This is a genomic window from Streptomyces sp. CRCS-T-1, from assembly GCF_024442335.1.
Taxonomy (GTDB): Bacteria; Actinomycetota; Actinomycetes; order Streptomycetales; family Streptomycetaceae; genus Streptomyces; species Streptomyces koelreuteriae.
In genome coordinates this window covers 5,957,461-5,983,251 of record NZ_CP101651.1, presented here as the reverse complement: position 1 = coordinate 5,983,251, position 25,791 = coordinate 5,957,461, and the positions used below count along the sequence as shown (strand labels likewise).

The window sequence follows — 25,791 nt, the reverse complement described above, 5'->3', positions numbered from 1 at the left end:
TCAGCACACTGCTGACAGAACTAGAACGCGTACTAGTTCCGCGTAGCCTCCCGGAGAGGACCCGCACCCATGGCTGCCGAACCCGTGATCGTCGAAGCCGTACGCACCCCGATCGGCAAGCGCGGCGGCGCGCTCGCCCATCTGCACCCGTCCTACCTGCTGGGTGAGACCTACCGTGAACTCCTGGGCCGCACCGGCATCCCCGCCGACTGCGTCGAACAGATCGTCGGCGGTACGGTCACCCACGCCGGCGAGCAGTCCATGAACCCCGCGCGCACGGCCTGGCTCACGATGGGGCTGCCCTACGAGACGGCCGCGACGACCGTCGACGCGCAGTGCGGGTCCTCCCAGCAGGCCTCCCACATGCTGGCCAACATGGTCGCCGCCGGCGTGATCGACGTCGGTATCTCCTGCGGCGTGGAGTCGATGTCCCGGGTGCCGCTGGGGTCGGGCTCCAAGCACGGGCCCGGGAAGCCGTTCCCCGACGAGTGGAACGTCGACCTCCCGAACCAGTTCGAGGCAGCCGAGCGCATCGCCCGCCACCGGGGCCTGACCCGCGAGAACGTCGACGCCCTCGGGCTCGCCTCCCAGGAACGGGCCGCCCACGCCTGGGCGGAGGAACGCTTCAAACGAGAGACCTTCGCCGTCCAGGTCCCGACGACGGAGGAGGAGCAGCACGCCGGGCAGGGCATGTGGCGCCTGGTCGACAAGGACGAGGGTCTGCGCGACACGTCGGCGGAAGCGCTGGCCTCCCTGAAGCCGATCATGCCTACGGCGGTGCATACGGCCGGCAACTCGTCGCAGATCTCCGACGGGGCGGCGGCGATCATGTGGGCGTCGAAGAGGATGGCTCGTGCGTTGAAGCTGCGGCCTCGGGCGCGGATCGTGGCCCAGGCGCTGGTGGGAGCCGACCCGCACTTCCATCTGGACGGGCCGATCGACGCGACGAACGCCGTGTTGGGCAAGGCCGGGATGTCCCTGAAGGACATCGACCTCGTCGAGATCAACGAGGCGTTCGCGTCCGTCGTCCTGAGCTGGGCGCAGGTCTTCGAGCAGGGCCTGGAGAAGGTGAACGTCAACGGCGGTGCGATCGCACTCGGGCACCCGGTGGGAGCCACCGGGGCCCGGCTCATCACGACGGCGCTTCATGAACTGGAGCGCACGGACAAGGAGTTCGCGCTGATCACCATGTGTGCGGGGGGCGGTTTGGCCACCGGCACGATCATTCAGAGGCTGTAGTCGCCGTCCGTCGTCGTCCAGTTGACGAAGGTCGTGAACGCGGCGGGGTCGAGGGTGAGGATCGGTCCCGCCGGGTTCTTGGAGTCGCGTATGGCGATGGTGGTGTGGGGGGTTTCGGCGATCTCGATGCAGTTGCCGCCCTGATCGCTGCTGTATGTCGACGCGCGCCAGGCCAGGGCCCCGATCGGCGCGCATTCGACGCAGTTGCCGCCTTGATCGCCGCTGTAGCTGGACTTACGCCACCGGATCCCCGTCGGAATCGCGTTGCTCGCCATAGCGTTCCTCCATCACTCGCCGCATCAACTCCGCCGAATCCCTGAGGGAGAGCGCGGCGGCCTGAAGATGATCGTAACGGAGCGAGCAGTCCTTGACGGTGTCCGGATTCGCGGTGGGATGCCCGCTGCCGTAGCCCTCCGTGTAGACGATGGCCGGGTCGCTCGCGAAGCGGTAGACGTCGAACGAGCCTTGCAGTCCCGCGTGTGCTCCGGCCGAGAACGGCAGCACCTGGATGTTGATCCGAGGGTTGTACTCGAAGGACAACAGGTGGGCGAGTTGCTCGCGCATGGTCTCCCGGCCGCCGACCTCCAGGTACAGTGCGGCCTCGCTGAGGATCGCCCAGAAGACAGGCGGCTCCTCCTTCTCGAAGATGCCCTGGCGCGCCAGTCGTACGGCGGTGCGGTCTTCGAGGTTGCTCTTGTCCAGCACACCGAGCACGGCACACGCGTACGCACGGGTCTGGAGCAGGCCCTGGACCATGAGCGCCTCGAAGGAGCAGATCTCCACTGCTCTCGCCTGGAGCTCCGCCACCTGCTGAAACCAGGCCGGAAGTTGGCTACGCAGCACCAGGTCGACCAGTCGGGACAACTGCCCTCCCGTCTCCAGCGCCGCATCCGCCCGTTGACTGAACTCCGGCGTCGGGAGCTTCCGGGCCGTTTCGATCTGGCCGACGAGCGAGCCGGTGTAGTTGACGATCTCCCCGAGCTGTTTCTGCGTCAGCCCGGCCGCCTCTCTGTGCCGCCTCAGCTCGAAGCCGTAGTAATCCAAGGGGGACGCACCCGGGTCAAGGGCGTTGATGTGGGTCACGGCAGTAGCCCCTCTCACGCAACACGGCCCACTACAGGACCGGTTGTATCCGTTCCGTAGCCGAGGGTAGTCACCGCACGTCAGCCTCGTCCTGTGAATGAATACTTTCCCGCCCAGTACACGATCCGGCTCACCGTCGGTGAACACGCCGCCCAGCACATCCGCCGTATCGCCCGCTCCTTCCTCGAAGAGTGGCGCATGCCCGAGCTGTCCGACGCCGTCGAACTCGGCGTCACCGAACTGCTCGCCAACGTCGTACGGCACGTCCCGGACCGGCGCTGCACCCTGCTGTTGCTGCGGCAGCCGCACGGCGTGCGCGTGGAGGTGTCGGACGGCAGCAACCGACTGCCCGTACCCCCGCCCCGGCAGGACCCGGAGTCCGAGAGCGGCCGGGGACTGCTCCTGCTCGACGCGATGGCCGACAAGTGGGGCGTGTCGGTGTGGCGTGACGGTGGGAAGACCGTGTGGTTCGAATGCGGGGCCGGGGCCGTCGCCCTAGAGTGAAGGGTCCTGCTGAGCTCGGGGGACGGGTGCGATGGCGCGGATCGTTGGTGTGCACGGGGTGGGGAAGCAGCGGCTGGGGAGCAAGACGCTGCTGAAGGAGTGGGAGCCGGCGCTCGCCGACGGGCTCGACCTGGCGGGCGGTCCGGAACTCACCCCCGGTGACCTGCGGATGGCGTTCTACGGCGATCTGTTCCGGCCCCCCGGGCACACCCTGGCCGTCGGCGACCCGATGTTCACGGCGAAGGACGTGGAGGACGGGTTCGAGTCGGAGCTGCTGCTGGAGTGGTGGGCGGAGGCGGCACGGGTCGATCCGGGCGTGCCCCCGCCCGGTGGGGACACGCTGGTCCGCTCCCCGCGTGCCGTGCAGGCGGCCCTGCGCGTCCTCCAGCACTCGCGCTACTTCGCCGATGTGACCCTGCGGGGGCTGGTCTTCGACCTGAAACAGGTCCGCCGCTATCTGCTGGACGGGGAGCTGCGGGCGGCGGCCCGGAGCCGGGTCGAGGAGGCGATAGGCCCCGACACACGGGTGGTGGTGGCGCACTCGCTGGGCTCGGTCGTCGCCTTCGAGGCGCTGTGCGCGCTCGAAGGGCACGGGGTGCGGGCGTTGGTGACGCTGGGGTCGCCGCTGGGGATGCGGATGGTCGTCGACCGGCTGCGTCCCGGGCCGGAGACCTGGCCCGGGACGGCGTCGTGGACGAACATCGTCGACGAGGGCGATGTCGTGGCGGCCGTGAAGGACCTCTCGCTGTTCTTCGGGGCGAACGTCGTCGGCAAGGTCGTACACAACGGCTCGCACGCGCACGACGCCACGCTCTATCTGACGGCGAAGGAGACGGGCGCGGCGGTGGCGGAGGGCCTGGCATGAGCGGGCCCGAGCCCCGGCGCTTCCTCATCGCGACCGCGGTCAGCCACTACCCGAACGCGGCGGCGGAGCTGGAGTGGGACCGGCCCGGACTGGTGGAGGCCCGTCGCAAGGTGGTGGAGCTGTTCACCGGAACGCTCGGCTACACCCACGTGTCCGACCTGGGGCTGAACCCGACCAAGCCGCAACTGCTGCGCGAGTTGCGTGAATTCTGCCGTGCCCCGGACCGCCGCCCGGACGACATCGTCGCCGTGTACATCGCGGGGCACGGGGAGATCCTCGACAACGGCGACTATGTCCTGCTCACCGCCGACACCGAGCCCGACGACCTCTACGACGCGCTGCTGCCCGGCACGCTGGCGCGCAAGATCCTCGCCGGGACGCAGGTACGGCGGCTGCTGCTGATGCTCGACACGTGCTTCTCCGGGCAGGGCGGCAACGAGTTGCTGGCCGCGATGTCCCGTTGGAAGAGCGACTGGCGGGAGGAGGAGTCCGGTCTTGCGGTCATCACCTCGGCGCAGCCCCGGGAACTGGCGCGGACGGGCGCCTTCCCGGAACTGCTGACGGAGGCGGTGACCAGCCTCGCCACGGCCGGTTACACCCCGCCGCTGCTGGCCCTGGACGCGGTCGTGAACGCCACGCGCACCAACCCCAAACGCCCGGACTTCCAGCACATCGGCCTGGAGATCATCGGGCTGACCGGTGAGATCCCGCCGTTCCTGCCCAACGCGAAGCACAGCCAGCGCCTCTCCCACACGGACTTGGCGCTGCAACAGGCCGCCGAGTGGGACGAGCAGGACAAGCGCCGGGACGTGGAGTTCCGGTCGCGGCTGCTGCGGCGGGCGATGGGGCACAGCGATCCGAGCAAGGTGGGCTGGTGGTTCTCGGGCCGTCACCGGGCGCTTCACGACATCACCGAGTGGCTGGGCGACCCGACGGCGGAGGCGTGTCCGGCGCTGGTGGTCACCGGGGCTCCGGGTTCGGGCAAGACGGCCGTACTGGGTCTGCTGGCGGCGGTGAGCGACCCCGAGTACCGGCGTACGGTGCCGCTCTCGTCGATCGGACTGCGCGAGCATCAGCTTCCGCCCGAGGGGGCCATCGGGACGACCGTGTACGCGCAGAGCCTCACCGACCAGCAGGTCGTGCGGGCGGTCTGCGCGGCGCTGCGGTTGCCGCCGGCGGAGGCGGTGGCGGACCTGCTCAACCACCTCGGCGCCCGGCCCGCACCCGACCGCCCTCACGTCATCCTCATCGACGGCCTGGACGAGGCGGCGACGCCGACGACCCTGTGCGGCCAGGTCTTACGTCCGCTCATGGAACTGGCGGCCCCTCACCTGCGCCTCCTCCTCGGCACCCGCCCCCACCTCTTCGGGCCCCTCGGTCTGTGCCAGGACGACCACGTCGACCTCGACTCGGACCGGTACGCCGACCCGGACGCCGTCCTCGTCTACACGCTGCGCAACCTCCTGGACGCCCACCAGGACTCCCCGTACCTCGATTGCCCGCACCGGGTGCGCATGGGTGTGGCGGAAGCGGTCGCCGACGCCGCGGGCAACTGCTTCCTGGTCGCCCGCATCACGGCGGGCACGCTCGCCGCGACCCCGGCCCTGCCCGACCCCCGGGACCCCGTCTGGCGCCGCTCCCTCCCCCGCGCGGCGGCCGACGCCATGCACCACGACCTGCACCAGCGCTTCGCCGACGACGCCGACCGCATCCTCGACCTCCTGCGCCCCCTCGCCTACGCCGAGGGCCAGGGCCTCCCCTGGGAGGACATCTGGGCCCCACTCGCCTCGGAGCTCTCCGGCCGGACGTACACCAACGACGACCTCTACCAACTGCGGCGGGACGCCGGGGCATACGTCGTCGAGGCGAAGGAGGACGAGCGGTCGGTGTACCGGCTCTACCACGAGTCGATGGCGGAGTATCTGCGCCAGGGGCAGGACTCGGGGCGGGCGCATCGGGCGTTCACGGTGGTGTTGCGGGGGGCGGTGCCGTATCACCTCGACGGCGCGCGCGACTGGGGGCGGGCGCATCCGTATGCCTTGCGGCACCTGGCGACGCATGCGGCTGCGGGTGGGCTGCTGGACACGCTGCTGGCCGATATCGAGTACCTGGTGCACGCGGAGTACGAGACGTTGATGCCGCGTCTGCTGGAGGCGGAGGGCGAGGAGGCGCAGCTGAACACCGCGGTGTTCCGGTCCTGCCTGCATGTGCTGCGTGATCTCGACGCGGCGGCTCGGCGGCAGGTGCTCGCGGTGGAGGCCGCGCGGTTCAATGTGCCGCGTCTTGTCGAGGCGCTCAACGGGAGGGCGGATCGCCGTGCTTGGAAGCCTTTGGCGGCGTCCGGTTCCCGGCTGTCGAGCAATCTGCGCAACGCGCTCACCGGGCACACGGGGCTGGTGAAGGCCCTGGCCTGCACGGAGGTGAACGGCCGCCCGGTCGCCGTCACCGGGTCGCAGGACAGGACCGTACGGATGTGGGACCTGATCACGGGGGCACCCGTCGGCAACGCCATGACCGGACACAGCGACGACATCGAAGGAGTGGCCTGTACCGAACTGGACGGACGCCCGGTCGCCGTGTCCGTCGCGCGCGACAAGACCGTACGGCTGTGGGACCTCGGAACCGGCCGGGCGGTCGGCGAACCGATGCGCGGTCACACCGAGCCCGTCTACGCCGTCGCCTGCGTGGAGCTGGACGGCCGCCCGGTCGCCGTCACCGGGGGCTGGGACAGCACCGTGCGGGTGTGGGACCTGGCGACCGGCCGGGCCGTGGGCGAGCCGGTGAAGCACGTCGGCCAGGTGAACTCCCTGGCGTGCGCCGTGCTGGACGGCCGCCAGGTCGTCGTCACCGGCTCGACGGCATCCCTGGACCTCTGCGACCTGAGAACCCGTCGGCGCCTGAAACGGCTGGACCGGCGTAGCCACTCCCCCTGGTACAAGGGCGTGGCGTGCACGGTTCTGAACGGCCGCCCGGTCGTCGTCAGCGCGGACAGGGCAGGGCGGGTACGAGTCCGGGATCTCGGGAACGGCCGGATGATCTGGGAGTTCAACGGGCACGAGGGCTGGGCGTCCTCAGTGACATGTGCGGTGCTGAACGGCCGACAGGTCGTTGTCGCCGGGTACCAGGACGGCACGGCGGAGATCTGGGACCTCGAAGCCGGCCGCTCGGCGGGGCCGCCCCTCAGCGGCCACGCCTTCCCCCTGCTGACGGTGGCGTGCATCGAGCTGGCCGGGCGGCCGGTCGTCATCACCAGCGCCTTCGACACCCTCCGGATCTGGGATCTCTCCCGCCGGTCCTTCGGCAGCCCGATCGTCGGGCACACCCAGCGCGTATCCGCGGTGGGCCACGCCGTGGTGGACGGCCGGCGGATCCTCGTCAGCGGGTCCGAGGACACCACCATGCGCAGGTGGGAGCTGTCGGCGGGCCTCAGCTCCACCGAGCCGCTCCCCCACCACCGCAGCGAGGTGAGGTCCGTGACCTGCCGGGTGCTGGACGGCCGTCCGGTCGCTGTCTCCAGCCCCAGGAAGGGCGCCGCGCTGGTCTGGGACATCGCCACGGGCCGGGCGGTCCACACGCCCCTGGAGCACGAGGGCGAGGCCGACCTCTTCCAGTCGTTCACGGCGTGTGTGGAAATGGACGGCCGCGAAGTCGTGGTGACGGGCAGGACGGACGGCTCGGCCCGGGTGTGGGACCTGGCGACCGGCGAGTTGAGAGACCGCTTCGACTGCCCCGATCTCGGAACGTATGCCGACTGCGGCGTCATCGACGGGCGCCCGGTCATGGCGGCGGGCTCACCGTACAGGCCGCTGTACGTCCATGACGTGACCACCGGCCGCAGGCTCGGCCAGGCACCGGACTCTCACACGCTCAGAGACGTCGCCATCGGCCGGCTGCACGACCGTCCCATCGCGGTGACCACCGCTGAGGACGGGACCGTACAGATCTGGGAGCTGCCCGGCTGCCAACCCCTCGGCGAGCCGCTCACCGGCCACACCAGGTCGGTCTGGAGGGTGACCCTGACCGAACTCGACGGCCGCCCCGTCGCCCTCACCGGCTCCGCCGACAACACCCTCCGCATCTGGGACCTGGAACAGCGCACCACCCTCCACGTCATCCACCTGCCCGGCCCGTGCAACGCGCTCTCCCTCAGCGACGACGGGCTCCTCGCCTGCGCCTTCGGCAACGACGTCGCCGTCTTCAGCAGAGACGCCCGTCAACTGTCCTGATGCGCCAGCTGCGGATGGACGTCGTTCGGGCTCCCCCCGTCCACCCTGACGGTCGTGGCGACCGGCGCGTACCCGCTGGCGATCAGGGAGTAGTCCCCCGCGTCCAGGTCCGTGAAGGCGTACGCCCCGTCCGTGCCGGTGGTGGCCGTGCCCACGACGTTCCCGGCGGCGTCGACGAGGGTGACGCGGGCGTCGGCCACGGGGGTGCGGTCGGCGCCCGTGCGGACGACGCCCTGCAACCGCGCGCCGGGGTGCAGGAGCAGCTCAAGGCCGGTGGTCGGGGCGCCGGGCGGCAGGGGGAGGGCGGCCGGGCGGTAGCCGGTGGCGTTGACGGCGATCGTCAGGTCACCGGCCGGGAGGGGGCCGAAGCCGAACGCGCCGGTGGCGTCGGTCGTGCCCGTGGCCAGGACGTCGCCGCGGATGTCGGTCACGACGACCATCGCGCCTTCGACCGGCAGCCTGTCGTCGGCCGTGGCGACCGTGCCCGCGAGGCCGCTGCCGCCGGACAGGACCACGTCGTGGGGCAGCGGCTCCTCGCCGAGTACGAGGGTGGTGGCCTGGGGCTGGTGGCCGTCGGCCGCCGCGATCAGGACGTAGGAACCGGCTCCGGGGGCGGTCAGCCGGTAGTGGCCGCCGGTGTCGTGTGACACGGTCCGGCCTACCTGGCGTCCGGCCAGGGAGATCAGGGTGAGCGTGGCGCCCGTCATGGCGTTTCCGGCGCCGTCGGTCACTCGGCCGGTGACGACCGGGCCCGTCTCGGCGACAGACGCGGGCTCGCGCTCGGGCTCCGGCTTCCGCTTCGGCTTGCGCAGCAGCACCGCCCCCACCACCGCCGCCAGCAGCGCCAGCGACGCCGCGACGATCAGGCAGAGCTTGAGGCCGTCGAGGAAGGACTCGGACAGAGCGCCCAGGGCGCGGCCGGTGTCAGGGCCGAGGTTCAGGCGGGACACGGCTCCCAGCCCTGCCGTGTCGACGGCGGCGGTGACCTGATGGGCCGTCGAGCCGTGGACGCCGGCGTCGGCGAGGTGGCCGGGGAGGGCGTCGGTGGCCTTGGTGGTGAGCAACGTGCCCAGGACTGCGGGCCCGAGGGCGCCGCCGACCTGGCGGAAGGCGTTGTTGCCGGCCGCCGCCATACCGGCCAGGTGGTGCGGGACGGACGCGACGGCCGTGGCGGTCATGGGGGTGATGACGAGGCCCATGCCGAGGCCGAGCAGGGCCAGTCGCCAGGCGAGCGGACCGAACGCGGTGTGCGCGTCGAGGGCGGTCAGGGACAGCAGCCCGCCAGTCGTCGCCAGCAGGCCGGTGGTGATCAGGGCGCGGGCCGGGATGCGGCGCATCAGCGGTCCGACGACCACTCCGAGGAACAGGCTCACCGCCGTCACCATCAGCATGCGGTAGCCCGCGTCGAGGGTGTCGAGCCGCTGCACCATGCCGAAGTAGAGGCTGAGGACGAAGAAGAAGCCGATCAGGCCCAGGAAGCTGATCATCGCGATGAGCGTGGTCGCGCTGAAGGCGGCGCTGCGGAACAGCGTCAGGTCCAGCATGGGGCTCGGGCTGCGCCGTTCGGCCAGGACGAAGGCGAGGGCGCCGACGGCCGCGAGGGCCAGGGCGACGACGACCCGGGGCTCGGAGAAGGACTGGGCGCCGCCCTCGATGACGCCGTAGACGAGCGCGACGATGGTCAGCGCGGCGGTGAACTGGCCGGGCCAGTCCAGCTTGCGTGAGCCGGGGGCGCGCGAGTCGGCGACCAGGGGGACGGCGAGCGCCATGGTGAGGAGGGCCACGGGTATCGCGGGCAGATAGATCCAGTGCCAGGCGGTGTGCTGGAGGATCACGCCCGCCATGAGGGGGCCGACGGCCAGCGCCAGCGACAGGGAGGCGGCCCACAGTCCGACGAACTTGGCGCGTTCGTGGGGGTCGGGCACGGCGTGGCTGATCAGCGCCAGTGTCGTGGGCAGCAGCGCCGCCGCACCCGTCCCGGCCAGCGCCTGCCCGGCCCACAGCACCTGGACCGACTGCGCGCTCATCGCGACGGCGGCCCCGACGGCCGAGAACAGCAGGCCCGCCTGGAAGACCTTCTTGCGGCCGTGCACGTCTCCGACGACCCCGGCCGTCAGGATGAGCGCGGCCATGGGCAGCACGAACGCGTCCGAGACCCAGGACAGTTGGGAGGTCGAGGCGTGCAGGTCCCGCTGGATCGCGGGGAGGCTGACGGAGACGGTGGTGACCGGCAGGTAGGCGACGAACACCCCGATGCAGGCCATCAGGAGTGTGCCTTTCGGACTCCGCCGAGGTCCGTCAGCCGTCGTTGCCACGTTCACAGAACCCTCCATGTCGCTCTTCGGGTGGACAGCGAGGCACACCTTTCAGCCACCCGTGGCCGAGAGCCAGCCAGCGCCCGGCCGGGCACCGAAAACCGACATGTGGAGGGCATTTTCGACGGTTTTCCGACACACCGATCCGGCCGGTGGGGCACGTCAGACGACGTGTGTCAGCCGACGGAACTGGTCGAGCGGCCGGTGCTCGGGTCCGCCTCCCGGGACGCCCGGCGCGCGGCGGCGGTGTCCGCCCGGGGCCCGGACAGCAGATACGTGAGGCCGAAGCCCGCCCCGACCACCACCGCTCCCCCGGCCGCGTCCAGCACCCAGTGATTGGCCGTCACGACGATCGCGGTGCCGGTGAGCAGCGGATGCAGCAGGCCCAGGGCCTTCATCCACCACCGGGGTGCCAGCACCGCGATCACCACTCCGCACCACAGCGCCCAGCCGAAGTGCAGGGACGGCATGGCCGCGTACTGGTTGGTGACGTCCGTGAGGGTGCCGTAGTCGGGCCGGGAGAAGTCCTGGACGCCGTGGACGGTGTCGATGAAGCCGAGGGTCGGCATCAGGCGTGGCGGGGCGAGGGGGTAGAGCCAGAAGCCGACCAGGGCGAGGAGAGTGGCGAAGCCGAGGGCGGAGCGGGCCCAGCGGTATGCGGCGGGGCGGCGCCAGTACAGGACGGCGAGGACGGCCAGCGGGACGAAGAAGTGGAACGACTCGTAGGAGAAGTCGAAGAAGGCCCGCAGCCAGTCGGTCCGCACCACGGCGTGGTTGGCCCAGTGCTCGATGTCGAGGCGCAGGGCGCGTTCCAGGCGGAGGATCTGCCAGGCGTGCTCCTCGGCCTCGGCCCGCCCGGCCGAGACGCTGCCGCCGTTGGCCGCCAGCCGGACCTGGGAGTAGGCGGCGTAGGCGATGCGCAGGAGGAGAAGCTCCAGGAAGAGGTTCGGGCGGGTGAGGACCCGGCGCAGGAAGGGCAGCAGCGGCACGTGCCGGAAGCGGGACGGGACGGCGGGCGCGTACTCGGTCGGGATCGGTGACCGGTAGTACGGGGAGGCGCGGGACAGGAACGGGACGGCCACGGCGGCGGCGAGGGCGGCGAGCAGGACGAGTTCGGTGCGCAGCGGGTCCAGTGCCGTGATGTCCGGGAGCAGCAGCCTGGTCGGCAGGGTCATGACCAGGATGACGGCGACGGGCCATACGTACCGGTCACGGGCGCGTCTGCCGGCCAGGCCGACGATCGTGAGCAGCACCCACAGCAGCTGGTGCTGCCAGGCCGTGGGCGATACGACGATGGCGGCGCAGCCGGTGACCGCGACGGCGAGGAGGAGTTGCCCGTCGGCGACGTAGCGGACGGCGCGGCGCAGGGCGAGGACGGCGACGGCCGCGCCGAGGGCCAGGAAGAGCGCGACTTCCAGGGGGCCGTGCAGGCCGAGCCGCAGCAGGGCGCCGTGCAGGGACTGGTTGCCGAGGTCGTCGGCCCGGCCGCCGAGGCCGACGCCGGCCAGGTGGTGGACCCAGTAGACGGAGGAGTCGTGCGGCATCGCAGCCCAGGCGAGCGCGGTGCAGGCGGCGAAGGTGACGCCGCCGGAGAGCGCGGCGCGTCTGCGGCCGGTGCACCACAGCAGGGGCGTGAAGAGCAGCAGGGTGGGCTGGAGCGCGGCCGCCACCCCGATGAGCAGTCCGCTGGTCCGCTGTCCGTGGGCGACGAAGCAGCCGAGCAGGACGAGCAGGACCGGGATGATGCTGGTCTGCCCGAGCCACAGGGTGTTGCGGACCGGCAGGGACAGCATGAGCAGGCCGATGGCGACGGGGGCGGCCAGCAGCGCGGTGCGGCGGCCGACGGGCTGGGGCAGGGCGCGGGCGGCGATCAGGCCGAGGGCGGCGACCAGCAGCAGCGTGCCGAAGGTCCAGCCCCAGCCGAGGGCCTGTTCGGCCGAACGGGTGAGGGGCTTGAGGGCGAGGCCGTTGAAGGGGGTGCCGGTGAAGCGGGTCGAGTCGTAGAGCGAGCCGTTCACCTGGAGGACGCCGCTCGGCCCGACCCAGGTCTCCAGGGCCGTCAGCCGCTCCCCGCGCGGGGTGCCGAGGACGACGGCTACCTGCCGTGCGGCGAGGACGGCGACGATCAGCCACAGCCCGAGGCAGGCCAGGCGCAGGCGTGCGTGAGGCCTGCCGACGGCTGTCGCTCCGAAGGCTTCCGTCGGTCGTCCGCCGCGCTCCGCATTCGCCACGCCTCGTCGGCCTTCTACCCGGTATGACCTTTACGCCCCCTTCATCCGGTTGACGATAGTGCGCGGGGCGCGCGGTTGCCTCCCGTGGACGCGATAAGGATCACATCAAGATCACGTGGGAACGGCACGTGAACGGGCATGCGTGCCTGCACAGCCGGTGTTTAGATGCACCCTGCAACGAAAGGCATACCGCCCGTGAGCGGGCATTCTCCGCCTATCGTCGCCTTTTCGGCCCGTTCGACAGCGCCGCCGCGCGGACCGCGTTCCTGTCCCCGATGAAAGGTAGGCGAGCGAGTCTTGTGACTGCCTCAGTCATTGCTCCCACGTCCGCGCTCAAGAACCGCACGAAGGCCCAGGACACCACCGTCACCGACCCCGCGCTCGTCAAGCGCGCCGTGAAGGCGGCCGCGCTCGGCAACGCGATGGAATGGTTCGACTTCGGTGTCTACAGCTACATCGCGGTCACCCTGGGCAAGGTCTTCTTCCCGTCGGGCAACCCCACCGCGCAGCTGCTCTCCACGTTCGGCGCCTTCGCCGCGGCCTTCCTGGTCCGCCCCCTCGGCGGCATGGTCTTCGGCCCGCTCGGCGACCGCGTCGGACGCCAGAAGGTCCTCGCGCTCACCATGATCATGATGGCCGCGGGCACCTTCGCGATCGGTCTGATCCCGTCGTACGCGACGATCGGTGTCGGCGCGCCGATCCTGCTCCTCGTGGCCCGCCTCGTGCAGGGCTTCTCCACCGGCGGCGAGTACGCGGGTGCCTCCACCTTCATCGCCGAGTACGCCCCCGACAAGCGGCGCGGCTTCCTCGGCAGCTGGCTGGAGTTCGGCACCCTCGCCGGTTACATCGGCGGCGCGGGCCTGGTCACCCTGATGACCGCCCTGCTCTCCACCGACGACCTGACCTCCTGGGGCTGGCGCATCCCGTTCCTGATCGCGGGCCCGATGGGCATCATCGGCCTCTACCTGCGGATGCGCCTGGAGGAGACCCCGGCGTTCGCCGCCGAGGTCGAGAAGGCCGAGACGAACCGGCCCAAGGTGCCGCTGCGCGAGATGGTCACCGGCCAGTGGCGCGCGCTGCTGCTCTGCGTCGGCCTGGTGCTGGTCTTCAACGTCACCGACTACATGCTGCTGTCGTACATGCCGAGCTACCTGACCAGCGAGCTGCACTACGACGAGACGCACGGTCTGCTCGTCGTCCTCGGTGTGATGGCGCTGATGATGATCGCCCAGCCGTTCATGGGAGCGCTGACCGACCGCGTCGGACGCCGCCCGGTGATCGCCGCCGGCTGTGCGGGCTTCCTGCTGCTGTCCGTCCCGGCCCTGCTGCTGATCCGCGAGGGCAGCCTGCTCGCGGTCGGGCTCGGCATGGGCGCGCTCGGCATGCTGCTGGTGTGCTTCACCGCCGCGATGCCCTCGGCGCTCCCGGCGCTCTTCCCGACCCGGGTCCGCTACGGCTCGCTCTCCATCGGCTTCAACGTCTCCGTGTCCCTGTTCGGCGGCACGACCCCGCTGGTGGTGACGGCCCTGATCGGCGCGACCGGGGACATGATGATGCCCGCGTACTACATGATGGCCGCGGCCGTGATCGGTGGTTTCGCGGTGTGGCGCATGACGGAGTCGGCGGGCCGCCCGCTGCCGGGCTCGGCGCCGTCCGTCACGGAATGAGACACGCCGGGTGAAATCCCCCTGGCAGCGGACCGCCGCACCAACTATCTTCGACAGCGCCAGTAGTTAGGGAATCTAACTATGCGTACGAAAGGTAGAGGTGCATGAGCGAGTCGCACGTCTGGGACGAGGTCGACGCCTACTTCACCACCCACCTCGCACCGGACGACGAAGACCTGGCGGCGGCGCTGCGCGACAGCGACGCCGCCGGGCTTCCGCACATCAACGTCGCGGGCAACCAGGGCAAGCTCCTCCAGCTCCTCGCCCAGATCCAGGGCGCCCGCCACATCCTGGAGATCGGCACCCTCGGCGGCTACAGCACCATCTGGTTGGGCCGCGCCCTGCCCGCCGACGGGCGGCTGGTCTCCCTGGAGTACGACCCCGTGCACGCCGAGGTCGCCGTCCGCAACATCGCCCGCGCCGGTCTCGACAAGCTGGTCGAGGTGCGGGTCGGCCCGGCCCTGGAGTCGCTGCCCAAGCTGGCCGACGAGAACCCGCCCCCGTTCGACCTGGTCTTCATCGACGCCGACAAGGCCAACAACCCGCACTACGTCGAGTGGGCCGTGAAGCTCACCAGCACGGGCAGCCTGATCGTCCTCGACAACGTCGTCCGCGGCGGCCGGGTGACCGACGCCGGCAGCACGGCCTCGGACGTGGTGGGCACCCGCACCGCGATCGAACTGATCGGCAGCCATCCGAGGCTGAGCGGGACGGCGATCCAGACGGTCGGCACGAAGGGCTACGACGGGTTCGCGCTGGCGCGGGTGCTCGCCTGAGATCCCCTGGTCGGGGTCAGACCTCGTGGTAGAAGCCCACGTTGACGCTGCGCGGGGCGGTGCGGTCCTGGATGATGATCTCGCCGCTGCCGCCCCGGGGAAGCGGGACGGTGCCGCCGTAGGCGATCGGCTGGGCGTACTCCCCGACCGTCAGCCGGACTTCGGAGGACGGGTCGGGCTGGGAGCCGCGCAGCCAGGTGAGCTGCCAGGTCCCCTCGGGGCCGCACAGGAACTCCAGATGGACGCGGGAGACGAACAGCCAGTCGTCCGGCGTGGAGAGCCGGCACACCGACTTGTCGCGGCCCACCCGCAGCACGGCACCCGGCTCGCTGGGCGCGTCGGCCATGAGCATGCCGGCCGTGGCACCCTCCTCCGCCGGGGACACGGCGGCCATGGTGAGTTCGAGCACGTGCGCTCCTCCTGAGACGTCCTGGTGGGTCTGCCGGAGCCTGTGTGTCAGACAGGTCCCGGGCCCGCCGCATGATAGAACGCCCGACTGCGCGCTGTCCGGCACAATGGCCTCATGACCGAGCGAAAGCCACCCGGCGTCGACTTCGAATCCTGGGTCGACAAGCAGATCCGCGACGCGGAGACCCGCGGCGAGTTCGAACGGTTGCCGGGGGCGGGCAAGCCGCTGCCGGCCGATGTGGACTCCGGCTACGACGAACTGTGGTGGATCAGGCGGAAGATGGCCCGCGAGGGCTTTTCCGTCCTGCCGCCGGCACTGGCGCTGCGCAAGGAGGCCGAGGACGCGCTCCTCGCGGCCCTCGCGGCGCCCTCGGAGCGGATCGTGCGGAAGATCATCACGGAGGTCAACGACAAGATCCGCGAGATGATGTTCAAGCCGCCGCCCGGCCCCCCGCTGGGCAAGAAGCCGTACGACGTCGAGGACGTCGTACGGCAGTGGCGGGAGCACCGGGCGGATCGGTGAGCGTCTCTCACGCGTGCAGGAGCCGCTCCGCCAGTTCGCGGTAGTCCTTCAGGGCCAGCCTGAGCTGCTCGGTGTCGGAGCTCGACACCGGCTTGCCCTCGCCGCTCTCGACGGACTGCCAGGAGTGACGCAGGGTCCGGCGACGCTGCGCCACGGCCTCGGTGAACCGGGCCGCGATCTCCTCCAGCACATGGTCGGCCTCCTCGACGGAGGCCCGGGGCCCGTCGACGAACCCGGCGACGGCGTGCTGCAACTGCAGGCCGAGCTTGTCGGACTCGTCGTGGGGGAAGAGGTGGGCGTGCGTGCTCTTGCGGGGGATGCTCTCCTCGGGGGCGCCGGGGGTGCCGGGGGTGCTGGTGTCCTTGGGGACGGTGATCTTGCTTGTGGCGCCGCGGCCGGTGCCCAGGGCGCTCTCGCCTCGGGCGTCGGGGGCGGCGGGGGTGGCGGGGACGGCGGGGGTGTTCTCGCCGGGCGGTCGGGTCACGTCGGACATATCCTCAACTCTCCTTGGCCTGGCGTCGGTTGACGGCCCACGGCAGGTGCCCGCCACGGGTGTTCGCGGCCTTGCGGCCGCCGTTCAGTCCGGCACGGCGGTGACCGTCCTCGTGGCGTCGGTCCTCATGACGCCCGCCGTCGTGACGGCCCGGCCGCACCAGTTCCTCGAACAGGGCGCGGGCCGCCACCATGGCCTCCCGCATGTCTTCCGTACCGGTGCCGCCGTCGCGGGCGTCCTCCGCGCGCAGATGGGCCGCACGGTGCACACGCCGGTAGCCGTCGACGTGGTGGGCGTGGTGCACGGACAGCGCGGCGAGCTGTTCCTCGTACTGGCCGCCGTCCGGGAAGCCCCGGGCGCCGGCGAGCTCGGCGAGCAGCCGGTCCGCCTCGGCGACCGCCTCGCGCGGCGAGTCGACGAACCGCTCCTGGGCGGCCGTCCAACGCGCCTCGTAGCGCTCGCGCTCCGCCGGCTCCAGCGACCGTTCGCGCAGGTCGCCGTGGCGGTGCACCCGCTCGGTGAGTTCGCGCTCGGCGGCCTTGGCGTCGCCGTCGTGGCGGGCTACGGCCCGGTCGTACTCGGGTCCGAAGCGCCGCTTCAGGTTCGGGCCGCGACGAGGCCCGCGAGCGCGCAGGGTCATGGCCGCCGCGATGATGACGACGACCGCCGCGATCACGATCAGAGCAATGATCAGGCCAGTGGACATGGATGCCTTCCGGGTTCTCGGCCCAACCGGCCCTCCTCGCGGACCGGTTCGCCGCGTCGAGTAGCCCGGAAACCCGCCCCCAAACGGCACACGGCGGTCACACAAATCCGGTTGCGGGCCCGGTGCGGCCCTGGCCGAGAATGCGCTCATGATCTGGACCGTGGCCCCGGAGCCGTACGACTCCCCCGTCGCCGCCGCTCTCTGGCGGGCGTACTACACCGAGGTCAGCGACCGCTGGTACCTGCTGCACCAGGGCCGCCGGACCGACCCGGAGGAACTGGAGCGGGAGATCGCCGCGCAGTCCGGCGCCGATCTCGCGCCGCCGCGCGGGCGGTTGCTGGTCGCCCGGTACGGCGGTGAGCCGGCCGGCACCGCGGGCGTACGGCGGTACGACGACACGACCGCCGAGCTCACCCGGGTGTTCCTGCACCCCTCGATGCGCGGCAGGGGCGGCGCCGCGCTCCTGGTCCGGGCCGCCGAGGACGCCGCCCGCGCGCTCGGCGCCCTACGGCTGATCCTCGACACCCGCGGCGACCTCGTCGAGGCCCGCACTCTCTACGCCAAGCTCGGCTACACGGAGACCGAGCCGCACAACGACGACCAGTACGCCGAACACTGGTTCGCCAAGTCCCTCGTCTGAACCGGCGGTTCAGACCAGAGGGGCCGCCCGCCGCTCCTCGTAGGGCCGGTCGTCGTAGGGCCGCTCGCGCCGCGACCCGCACAGTTCGCCGTTCAACTCCTTTACGAGTTGGACCAGATCGGTCGGACGGTCGGGGCCCCACCAGTCGCCGAGCAGTTCGGCGAGGGACTCCTCGCGGGCCCGGGCCAGCCGCTCGGCGACCTCGCGCCCCCGGTCGGTGAGGACCAGGCCGAGGCCCTCGCGCACGGCGAGGCGCCGCTCCTCGACCTGGCGGGCGGCCTCGATGATCACGGTCAGCGGCACGGGCATGCTGTCGGCCAGCACGGCGGGCTCCACCTCGCCGAATCTGCGGATCCGCAGCAGCAGCCAGCTCGCCGCGGGCTGGAGGTCGTAGCCCGCCCGGTCGGTGATCGTCCGGTAGATCTCGCGGCGCCCCGCGCGGGTGCCGAGCACCGACAGCGCGCGGCACACCTCGTCGTACGAGGTCCGCTCGACGGGGTTGCTGGCCAGGGTCTCGGTGACGTCGGGCGCGGTGACCGAGCCGCGCAGCCGGTCCTCCTTGAGGAACCAGGCCAGCACGAAGCCGAGGAGCGCGACCGGGGCGGCGTAGAGGAAGACGTCCGTGATGGAGACGGCGTAGGCGTGCAGGGCCGGTGACTGCAGGCCCGACGGCAGGGCGGCGATGCCGCGCGGGTCGGCCTCCAGCGAGTCCACGGAGACGCCGGGCGGCAGCGACGCACCCCGGAAGGCGTCGGTGAGCTGGTCGCCGAGCCGGCTCGCGAAGATCGTGCCGAAGACGGCGACGCCGAAGGAGGCGCCGATCGAGCGGAAGAAGGTCGCGCCGGAGGTGGCGACGCCCAGGTCCTCGTACGGGACGGCGTTCTGCACGATGAGCACGAGGACCTGCATCACCAGGCCGAGGCCCAGCCCGAAGACGAGGAAGAAGCCGCTCAGCTGGACGGTGGAGCTGTTCTCGTCGAGCTGGTGGAGCAGGAGCAGCCCGAGCGTGGTGACGCCGGTGCCGGCGATCGGGAACACCTTCCAGCGGCCGGTACGGCTGACGATCTGGCCGGAGGCCGTCGAGGCCACCAGCAGACCCACCACCATCGGGAGCATGTGCACACCGGACATGGTGGGGCTGACGCCCTGCACGACCTGGAGGAAGGTCGGCAGGTAGGTCATCGCGCCGAACATGGCGAAGCCGACGACGAAACTGATCACGGCGGCGAGGGTGAAGGTGCGGACGCGGAACAGCTTCAGCGGCAGCACGGGTTCGGCGGCGCGCCGCTCGACGGCGACGAAGGCGAGGGCGAGGACCACGCCCAGCACGGCGAGCCCGATGATCTGCGCGGACCCCCATCCCCAGGTCGTGCCGCCGAGGGAGGCGACCAGCACCAGGCAGGTGGCGACGGCCGCGATGAGGAAGGTGCCGAGGTAGTCGATGACATGCCGTCGGGAGCGGCGCGGGAGGTGCAGGACGGTCGCGATCACGGCGAGCGCGACGATGCCGACGGGCAGGTTGACGTAGAACACCCAGCGCCAGCTCACATGCTGGGTGAACAGCCCGCCGAGCAGCGGCCCGAGCACGCTGGTCGCGCCGAACACGGCCCCGAACAGGCCCTGATATCGCCCGCGTTCCCTCGGCGGGACGAGATCCCCGACGATCGCCATCGACAGCACCATCAGCCCGCCCCCGCCCAGCCCTTGCAGGGCGCGGAAGGCGATGAGCTGGGTCATGTCCTGTGCCGCCCCGCACAGCGCGGAGCCGATGAGAAAGATCACGATCGCGGCCTGGAACAGCCTCTTGCGGCCGTACTGGTCGCCGAGCTTGCCCCACAGGGGGGTCGCGGCGGTGGCGGCCAGGAGGTAGGCGGTGACGACCCAGGACAGATGGTCCATGCCGCCGAGGTCGCTGACGATGGTGGGCAGCGCGGTCGACACGATGGTCTGGTCCAATGCGGCGAGCAGCATGCCGAGGAGCAGGGCGCCGATGGAGACCAGCACGTTCCCGGGAACTTGTTCCGGGGCGAGCGTTTCCGCAGGTGAAGGCGTGGGTGACGGTGTCGTGTCGTGCACATCCCCGGCCATGAGACCTCCCGAGGGTCCTGTGACATTTTCCATCGTGACCGGTGTGGCGGGGTATGGCCTGCCGAGTCCTTTTGGAAGCCGTCATTCCGGGGGCTCCTCGACCGCACTGTGGAGAAGATCTGGATAATCTCTGGAGTTCGCGAGGGGAGGGAGGAACGCGTGGAACCGCCTAATGGACACCCGTGCCCGGAGTGCGGCGCGCCCAGACTGCAGGACAAGTCCCCCACCTGCACCTGCACCCACCGAGCCGCCGAGGCCCTCCACGACACCCGCACGGCCCAGGCAGCAGCAGCGGAGGACTTCGACCCGCTCCGGATCCGCCCGTACGTCGAACTCGACGACGGGGCGGGGCTTTCGGGGGCCGGGGGGCGGGAGGTTCGTTCCGCACCGGTACGGGACACTGCCGAGCGCGAGGACGCCGCCCTGCGGGGGCATGTGACGGACGCTGCGGGGGGTTCGGGCGCGGGGGCTTCGCGTGCGGGAGGCTCGCAAGCGGGGGCTTCGCACGCGGGGGTTCCGGGCAGGGAGACTTCACGGGCGGGGGCCTCGTACCCGGGGGTTCCGGGCGCGGAGACTTCACGGGCGGGGGCCCCGTACCAGGGGGTCCCGAGCACGGAGACTTCACGCGCGGGGACCTCGCACGCGGGGGTTCCAGGCACGGAGGCCTCACGCACGGCGGCCTCCCACTCGGGGGTCCCGAGCACGGAGACTTCACGCCCGGGGGGCTCCCACGCGGGAGTTCCGGGCGCGGAAACGTCACGCACCGGAGCCTCGCACCCGGGGACCTCGCACGCGGGGGTTCCAGGCACGGAGACCTCACGCACGGCGGCCTCCCACCCGGGGGTCCCGAGCACGGAAACCTCACGCACGGCGGCCTCCCACCCGGGGGTCCCGAGCACGGAAACCTCACGCACGGCGGCCTCCCACCCGGGGGTCCCGAGCACGGAAACCTCACGCCCGGCGGCCTCCCACCCGGGGGTCCTGGGCATGGGGGACTCCCACTCGGTGGTCCCAAACACGGAGGCTCCACGCACCGCAGGAGCGGCGCAAGCGCCCTCGCCGGACAGTCGGCACACGCAGGCCCCGCGTACGGGGAACGCCGCGCAGGCGCCCGACGGAGCCGAGCGACACGCCCGGACGGACCAGGCGAAGGCCTCTCCCGCCGCAGGGGCCGCGCAACCGCCCCCGTCGACCCCGGTCGTCCTCCCGCTCGCCGAGGTCCCGAACCCGGGAGGACCCGGGCAGATACCCGACGGCCCCCCGCGACGGCCGCTCACGGACCCTGCGGGAGCTTCGCAGCCGCTCTCCTCTGACGTCCCGACCACGTCCTCGCACGCAGCGGGGGCACCTGACAGCACCCCGCGACACCCCCGGCCGAACCCGGCGGATGCCCCGCACACCGCAGGCCCCGCGCAACTGCCCTCACCCGGCACCCCGGCCGCACCCCCGCACAACGCAGCCCAGCCCCAGGCGCCCCACAGCTCCCCGCACCAGCCCTTCGCGGCCCCTACGGGAGCCACCGCCTCGGCCGCACGCCCCCATACTCAGGCCCCCCACCCTGGAGGCCCCGCGCAGGCGACCAACAGCACCCCGCGACACCCCCGGCCGAACCGGGCGGAGGCCCCGCGCACCACAGGGACCGCGCAACCGCCCTCACCCGGCACCCCGGCCGCGCCTCCGCACACCGCAGCCCGCGCCCAGGCGCCTCACGACACCCCGTACCAGCCGCTCACGGACCCGGCGGCCCCGGACAGGGCCGAGCAACGCCCCCCGGCGGAATCTGCCGCGACTTCACGCGCTGCGGGAGGAGCCTCACAACCGTCCTCGACCAAGGCCCCGCGCCCCGGCAGCACCGCCCCGCCGCCCTCCCCGGCCGGTACGACCATGCCCCTACGGCCGGTGGACCCGGACGCAACCACCGTGCTGCCGGTGACCCCGGCCTCGGATGCGACCACCGTGCTGCCGACCACCCCGGCGTCCGACACGGACGCCACCTCCGTACTGCCCGCCGTCCCGGCCACCCCCGCCCCGGACGCCACCGCCGCGCTGCCGACACCCCTGGTTCCCGACGGGAGCGAGCCGAGTGTCACCGATCTGCGGATGTTCGACGGCGGCGGACGTGCCGGGAAGGCGGCCGGGGTGCGGGGCAGGTCGGAGTCGGTGGGGTCCGAGTCCGGTGGCGGGTCCCGGCGGCGTCGGGTCGCTCTCGTCGCCGCGGCCGGGGCGTGCGTCGCCGTGGTGACGGCCGCGGGATACGCGAGCGGGCTGTTCTTCTACGAGGGGCCCTCCCGGAACACCGCGCTGCCGGACGGCATCAGGGCGAGCGTGCCGGACGCCCCGTCGAGCAGCGCGGCGTCCCCGTCGCCGTCGGAGAGCACACCGGCCACGCCGTCGACCCCCGCCGCACCACCGCCGGCCCCGTCCCGCACCAGCAGCCCGTCGACCTCCCCGTCGCCGTCCGAGACGAGCGCCTCACCGAGCCCGTCCCAGACGGCCTCCCCCTCGGCGCCCGAGACGTCCGCGTCGGCGTCCGGCTCCGCGAAGAAGCCGCCGGACAACTCCCGCCAGAACGGCGAACCCACCGTCCTGCGCCTCGGCGACCGCGGCCCGGAGGTCTCCGAACTCCAGTCGCGCCTGCGCCAGTTGTTCCTCTACGACGACGACACCGACGGCACCTTCGACGACCGCCTCCAGGACGCGGTCCGCAACTACCAGTACTCACGCGGCATCCAGGCCGACGACCTCGGCGTCTACGACCGCGACACCCGGACGAAGCTGGAGTCGGAAACCCAGGAGCCCTGACAGACCCCCGCACCGTACGGTGACGCCGTGACCACACAGGTGATCGTTCTCAACGGCGGCTCCAGCTCCGGCAAGTCCGGACTCGTACGGTGCCTGCAAGAGGTTCTGCCCGACCCCTGGCCGGCCTTCGGCGTCGACTCGTTCGTCGAGGCTCTGCCCGCGAGGATGAAGGGCTCGGACGGCGGCATCACCTTCACGCCCGACGGCGGCGTGGACGTCGGCGCGGACTTCCGGGCCCTGGACGCCGCCTGGACCGAGGGCATCGCGGCCATGGCCCGCGCCGGGGCCAAGGTCATCGTCGACGACGTCTTCCTCGGCGGCGCGGCGTCCCAGCGGCGCTGGGAGAAGGCCCTGGCCGGCCTCGACGTGCTGTGGGTCGGCGTCAGGTGTGACAGCGCGGTCGCCGCGGCCCGTGAGATCGCCCGGGGAGACCGGGTCAAGGGCATGGCCGCGGCACAGGCACAGCGCGTGCACGAGGGCGTGCGCTACGACCTGGAGGTGGACACGACCCACACCGAGTCACTGGAGTGCGCCCGCGCCATCGCCGCTCGGATTCGCATCGGGTGATCTGCCGGCGCCCGGTGGGCTACCCGACGTGCAGGCGGATCGTCCCGTCCCCGGCCGCCTCCACGCGTACTCGCGTGAGGTCCTCGACCACGACATCCGGCTCATGGACCGCGGCCCGGGGCCCGACCCCCACGACGGTCATCCCGGCCGCGCGCCCCGCCGTGATCCCGGCCCCGGAGTCCTCGAACACGACACAGTCCGCGGGCGCCACGCCCAGCTCGGCGGCGCCCTTCAGGAAGCCCTCGGGGTCGGGCTTGCTCGCCCCGACGGACTCCGCCGTCACCCGCACCTCGGGCTGCTCAAGCCCGGCCGCCGCCATCCGCGCCGTCGAGAGCGGCACATCGGCCGAGGTCACGAGCGCGTGCGGCAGCCCGCGCAGCGAGGCGAGGAACTCCGGCGCCCCGGGGATCGCCACGACCCCGTCGGTGTCCGCGGTCTCCTCGGCGAGCATCCGCGCGTTGTCGGCGTAGTTCTGCTCCATCGGCCGGTCGGGCAGCAGCAGCGCCATCGACGCGTAGCCCTGCCGCCCGTGGACGACCTTCATGATCTCGTCCCCGTCGAGCCCGTGCCGCTCGGCCCAGCGCCGCCAGACGCGTTCGACCGCGGCATCGGAGTTGACGAGGGTGCCGTCCATGTCCAGCAGGAGGGCGCGGGCGGTGAGCACGGCGGTGGCCGTCATCGGCTGCTCCAAGGCATCGGCTGCCCCAAGGCTCGGGGCGCGGGTCCAGCGCGGGGCCGGGCGCGGGAGGGGGCGGACGGCGGGTTCGCCCCGCACCCCGGAGGGACAAGGCGGCCCCGCCCGCCGGTCAGGGAAAACGGGCGAGGGCCACTTTGTTCCCCCACGGTACAAAACAATCCCCGCTTCGCGCCAGACCCCCCCTCCAGACGTTCACCGACCGTTCAGCTCACACCGGCCCGCCGAGCCCAGGCTCACGGAACCCCGAGCCACCGAGCCCGGGCCTACCGAGCCCCCGCTCACCCGGCCACGGCCTCCCACAGGCTCCACACCCCGAGCGCGAGCATCACCAGCGCCGCGATCTGCGTGATCAGCCGCAGCGGCACCTTCTTCATCAGCGCCTTTCCGCCGACGATGCCGATCCCGGCCACCGCCCACAGCGCGAGCACCGCGCCCAGGCCGACGGAGAGCGGATCGTCGTAGCGGGCGGCCAGGTTCGCCGTCATGATCTGGGTGAGATCGCCGAACTCGGCGACCAGGATGAGCATGAAGCCGGCGCCCGAGACCTTCCAGAAGGACTGGTTCTCGGGCTTGCGGACCTCTTCCTCGTCCTCGCCCTTCCGCAGCAGCAGCACGGCCGCACCGCCCAGGAAGAGCACGCCGGTCAGCGCCTGCACGATCTGCTGCGGCAGCAGCGTCAGCACACTGCCCGCCGCGACGGCGAGCACGACATGCAGCGCGAAGGCGGCGGCGACACCGGCGAAGACGTAGGAGGCGCGGTAGCGGGTGCCGAGGACGAGGCCGGCGAGGGCGGTCTTGTCCGGCAGTTCGGCGAGGAAGACGACGCCGAAGACGACGGCCGTCACGGTCAGGCTGATCAAGGGTTCCTCAATCGGTCGGGGCTGCCCCACCGAGAGTGCTGAACCTTCACGCGACACACCTCGGCACGGCAGCACACACGGCACCCGTACCGGTAGGCACGGGCGTGCACTGCTTGCCGAAGGTCTCGCTGGCGGGGCCCCTGGATGGACCAGAAGGACCGCCTCCGGGCGCCGGCTCAGACGAGCTGAGCAGTATGTCGACGGTCCGGCGAAGAGCTACTCCCCTTCTGCGCCGTCCATCGTACGCGACGTGTTCGAACCGACAGTTCCGCCTCGAACTCTTGTCATGTCATGAACTCGTCACTACCTTCTCACCTCACGCACATCTCCCCGCAACACGGCGCGGCGAGCATTCTCCCGCTCGCTGCCCAACACCCCCACCCCACAAGGGAGTTCGTATGCCGAAGTTCTACGCGCGTCGACGGCTCAGCATACTCGCGGGCCTCACCGGCCTCATAGCCGCGGCCGGACTGATCAACGGTCCGGCCGCCTCCGCCGCCCTCCCCACGCCCGTCAGCGCGGCCACCGCCCGCACCTACCTGGCCTCGCTCACCGTGGCCACCGAGGACCGCACCGGCTACGACCGCGACCTCTTCCCGCACTGGATCACCCAGTCCGGCGCCTGCAACACCCGCGAGGTCGTCCTCAAGCGCGACGGCACCAACGTCCAGCAGAACTCCTCCTGCGCCGCCACCAGCGGCAGCTGGTACTCGGTCTACGACGGCGCCACCTGGTCCGCCGCCTCCGACGTCGACATCGACCACCTGATCCCGCTGGCCGAGGCCTGGGACTCCGGCGCCGACTCCTGGACGACGTCCCGCCGCCAGTCCTTCGCCAACGACCTGACCCGCCCGCAGCTCATCGCGGTCACCGACAACGTCAACCAGGCCAAGGGCGACCAGGACCCGGCCACCTGGATGCCCTCCCGGACGGCGTACCGCTGCACCTACGTCCGCGCCTGGGTGCAGGTGAAGTACTACTACGGCCTCTCGGTCGACTCCGCCGAGAAGTCCGCGCTGACGAACTATCTCGCGAGCTGCTGACACCCAGGTATTTCCGGCCGGGATCTCCCCGCTGACCTCAGTCGTTCCGTACCGTACG

Annotated in this window: 21 protein-coding genes; 11 read left to right on the top strand and 10 right to left on the bottom strand. The window is 71.7% G+C overall.

Annotated features, from left to right (window positions below; all coding sequences use genetic code 11):
* Positions 1-69: 69 nt before the first annotated feature.
* The gene (locus tag NNW99_RS27095) at positions 70-1,239 is read left to right on the top strand and encodes a steroid 3-ketoacyl-CoA thiolase (RefSeq protein WP_215121766.1); all 1,170 of its coding nucleotides are present in this window, start codon (positions 70-72) and stop codon (positions 1,237-1,239) included.
* Here the strand turns inward: NNW99_RS27095 and NNW99_RS27090 are convergent.
* Positions 1,227-1,514 (bottom strand): DUF397 domain-containing protein, encoded by a 288-nt coding sequence (locus NNW99_RS27090; protein ID WP_215121764.1) that lies wholly within the window; start codon positions 1,512-1,514, stop codon positions 1,227-1,229. The genes NNW99_RS27095 and NNW99_RS27090 overlap by 13 nt on opposite strands.
* A complete protein-coding gene (locus NNW99_RS27085; protein ID WP_215121763.1) occupies positions 1,474-2,322 on the bottom strand; it encodes a helix-turn-helix transcriptional regulator in 849 nt (282 codons plus the stop codon). Before NNW99_RS27085 ends, NNW99_RS27090 begins: the two co-directional genes overlap by 41 nt.
* A 93-nt stretch (positions 2,323-2,415) precedes the next feature.
* On the opposite strand from NNW99_RS27085, the gene NNW99_RS27080 reads away from it, so the two are divergent.
* The 3 genes from NNW99_RS27080 to NNW99_RS27070 are packed head-to-tail and all read left to right on the top strand — an operon-like array spanning position 2,416 to position 7,917.
* Positions 2,416-2,826 carry an ATP-binding protein gene (locus NNW99_RS27080; protein ID WP_215121761.1) on the top strand — a complete coding sequence of 137 codons (411 nt, stop codon included), beginning with the start codon at positions 2,416-2,418 and terminating at the stop codon, positions 2,824-2,826.
* Positions 2,827-2,857: 31 nt separating this feature from the next.
* Complete coding sequence (locus tag NNW99_RS27075) at positions 2,858-3,691, top strand: hypothetical protein (protein WP_215121760.1); 834 nt, start codon at positions 2,858-2,860, stop codon at positions 3,689-3,691.
* Complete coding sequence (locus NNW99_RS27070; RefSeq protein ID WP_215121758.1) at positions 3,688-7,917, top strand: AAA family ATPase; 4,230 nt, start codon at positions 3,688-3,690, stop codon at positions 7,915-7,917. Before NNW99_RS27075 ends, NNW99_RS27070 begins: the two co-directional genes overlap by 4 nt.
* Here NNW99_RS27070 and NNW99_RS27065 read toward each other — a convergent pair.
* On the bottom strand, positions 7,905-10,181 hold the full coding sequence (locus NNW99_RS27065; protein WP_251057952.1) for an MFS transporter: 2,277 nt from the start codon (positions 10,179-10,181) through the stop codon (positions 7,905-7,907). The genes NNW99_RS27070 and NNW99_RS27065 overlap by 13 nt on opposite strands.
* Positions 10,182-10,408: 227 nt before the next feature.
* On the bottom strand, positions 10,409-12,463 hold the full coding sequence (locus NNW99_RS27060; RefSeq protein ID WP_215121755.1) for a phosphatase PAP2 family protein: 2,055 nt from the start codon (positions 12,461-12,463) through the stop codon (positions 10,409-10,411).
* Between the two features lie 275 nt (positions 12,464-12,738).
* On the opposite strand from NNW99_RS27060, the gene proP reads away from it, so the two are divergent.
* Together proP and NNW99_RS27050 are read left to right on the top strand one after the other, a co-directional pair.
* Positions 12,739-14,130: a glycine betaine/L-proline transporter ProP gene (gene proP, locus NNW99_RS27055; RefSeq protein ID WP_251057951.1), complete on the top strand. Its 1,392-nt coding sequence runs from the start codon at positions 12,739-12,741 to the stop codon at positions 14,128-14,130.
* A gap of 104 nt (positions 14,131-14,234) precedes the next feature.
* A complete protein-coding gene (locus NNW99_RS27050) occupies positions 14,235-14,906 on the top strand; it encodes an O-methyltransferase (RefSeq protein ID WP_215121752.1) in 672 nt (223 codons plus the stop codon).
* A 16-nt stretch (positions 14,907-14,922) separates the two neighbouring features.
* Here NNW99_RS27050 and NNW99_RS27045 read toward each other — a convergent pair whose 3' ends face one another.
* Positions 14,923-15,315, bottom strand: a complete 393-nt coding sequence (locus tag NNW99_RS27045) for a hypothetical protein (protein WP_215121751.1) — start codon at positions 15,313-15,315, stop codon at positions 14,923-14,925.
* Between the two features lie 114 nt (positions 15,316-15,429).
* Between NNW99_RS27045 and NNW99_RS27040 the strand changes: the two genes are divergently transcribed.
* Positions 15,430-15,837, top strand: coding sequence for a DUF1992 domain-containing protein (locus NNW99_RS27040; RefSeq protein ID WP_215121750.1), 408 nt, complete (start codon positions 15,430-15,432; stop codon positions 15,835-15,837).
* 7 nt (positions 15,838-15,844) lie between these two features.
* Here NNW99_RS27040 and NNW99_RS27035 read toward each other — a convergent pair whose 3' ends face one another.
* Positions 15,845-16,330: a hypothetical protein gene (locus NNW99_RS27035; protein ID WP_215121749.1), complete on the bottom strand. Its 486-nt coding sequence runs from the start codon at positions 16,328-16,330 to the stop codon at positions 15,845-15,847.
* A 4-nt stretch (positions 16,331-16,334) separates the two neighbouring features.
* Positions 16,335-17,036: a hypothetical protein gene (locus tag NNW99_RS27030; RefSeq protein ID WP_215121747.1), complete on the bottom strand. Its 702-nt coding sequence runs from the start codon at positions 17,034-17,036 to the stop codon at positions 16,335-16,337.
* Between the two features lie 148 nt (positions 17,037-17,184).
* On the opposite strand from NNW99_RS27030, the gene NNW99_RS27025 reads away from it, so the two are divergent.
* Positions 17,185-17,676 (top strand): GNAT family N-acetyltransferase, encoded by a 492-nt coding sequence (locus tag NNW99_RS27025; RefSeq protein ID WP_215121746.1) that lies wholly within the window; start codon positions 17,185-17,187, stop codon positions 17,674-17,676.
* A gap of 9 nt (positions 17,677-17,685) precedes the next feature.
* Here NNW99_RS27025 and NNW99_RS27020 read toward each other — a convergent pair whose 3' ends face one another.
* Complete coding sequence (locus NNW99_RS27020) at positions 17,686-19,764, bottom strand: MFS transporter (RefSeq protein WP_215121745.1); 2,079 nt, start codon at positions 19,762-19,764, stop codon at positions 17,686-17,688.
* Between the two features lie 1,899 nt (positions 19,765-21,663).
* Here NNW99_RS27020 and NNW99_RS27015 point away from each other — a divergent pair.
* Together NNW99_RS27015 and cpt are read left to right on the top strand one after the other, a co-directional pair.
* On the top strand, positions 21,664-22,566 hold the full coding sequence (locus NNW99_RS27015) for a peptidoglycan-binding protein (protein ID WP_215121743.1): 903 nt from the start codon (positions 21,664-21,666) through the stop codon (positions 22,564-22,566).
* A gap of 27 nt (positions 22,567-22,593) precedes the next feature.
* Entirely contained in the window at positions 22,594-23,133 is a 540-nt protein-coding gene (cpt, locus tag NNW99_RS27010; RefSeq protein ID WP_215121741.1) for a chloramphenicol phosphotransferase CPT, read from the top strand.
* Positions 23,134-23,152: 19 nt separating this feature from the next.
* Here the strand turns inward: cpt and NNW99_RS27005 are convergent, their stop codons facing one another.
* Both NNW99_RS27005 and NNW99_RS27000 read right to left on the bottom strand, forming a co-directional pair.
* Complete coding sequence (locus NNW99_RS27005; protein WP_215121740.1) at positions 23,153-23,812, bottom strand: HAD family hydrolase; 660 nt, start codon at positions 23,810-23,812, stop codon at positions 23,153-23,155.
* A 296-nt stretch (positions 23,813-24,108) separates the two neighbouring features.
* A complete protein-coding gene (locus tag NNW99_RS27000; protein ID WP_215121739.1) occupies positions 24,109-24,690 on the bottom strand; it encodes a TMEM165/GDT1 family protein in 582 nt (193 codons plus the stop codon).
* Between the two features lie 398 nt (positions 24,691-25,088).
* Between NNW99_RS27000 and NNW99_RS26995 the strand changes: the two genes are divergently transcribed.
* Positions 25,089-25,733, top strand: a complete 645-nt coding sequence (locus NNW99_RS26995) for an HNH endonuclease family protein (RefSeq protein WP_215121737.1) — start codon at positions 25,089-25,091, stop codon at positions 25,731-25,733.
* The last annotated feature ends 58 nt before the right edge of the window (positions 25,734-25,791 follow it).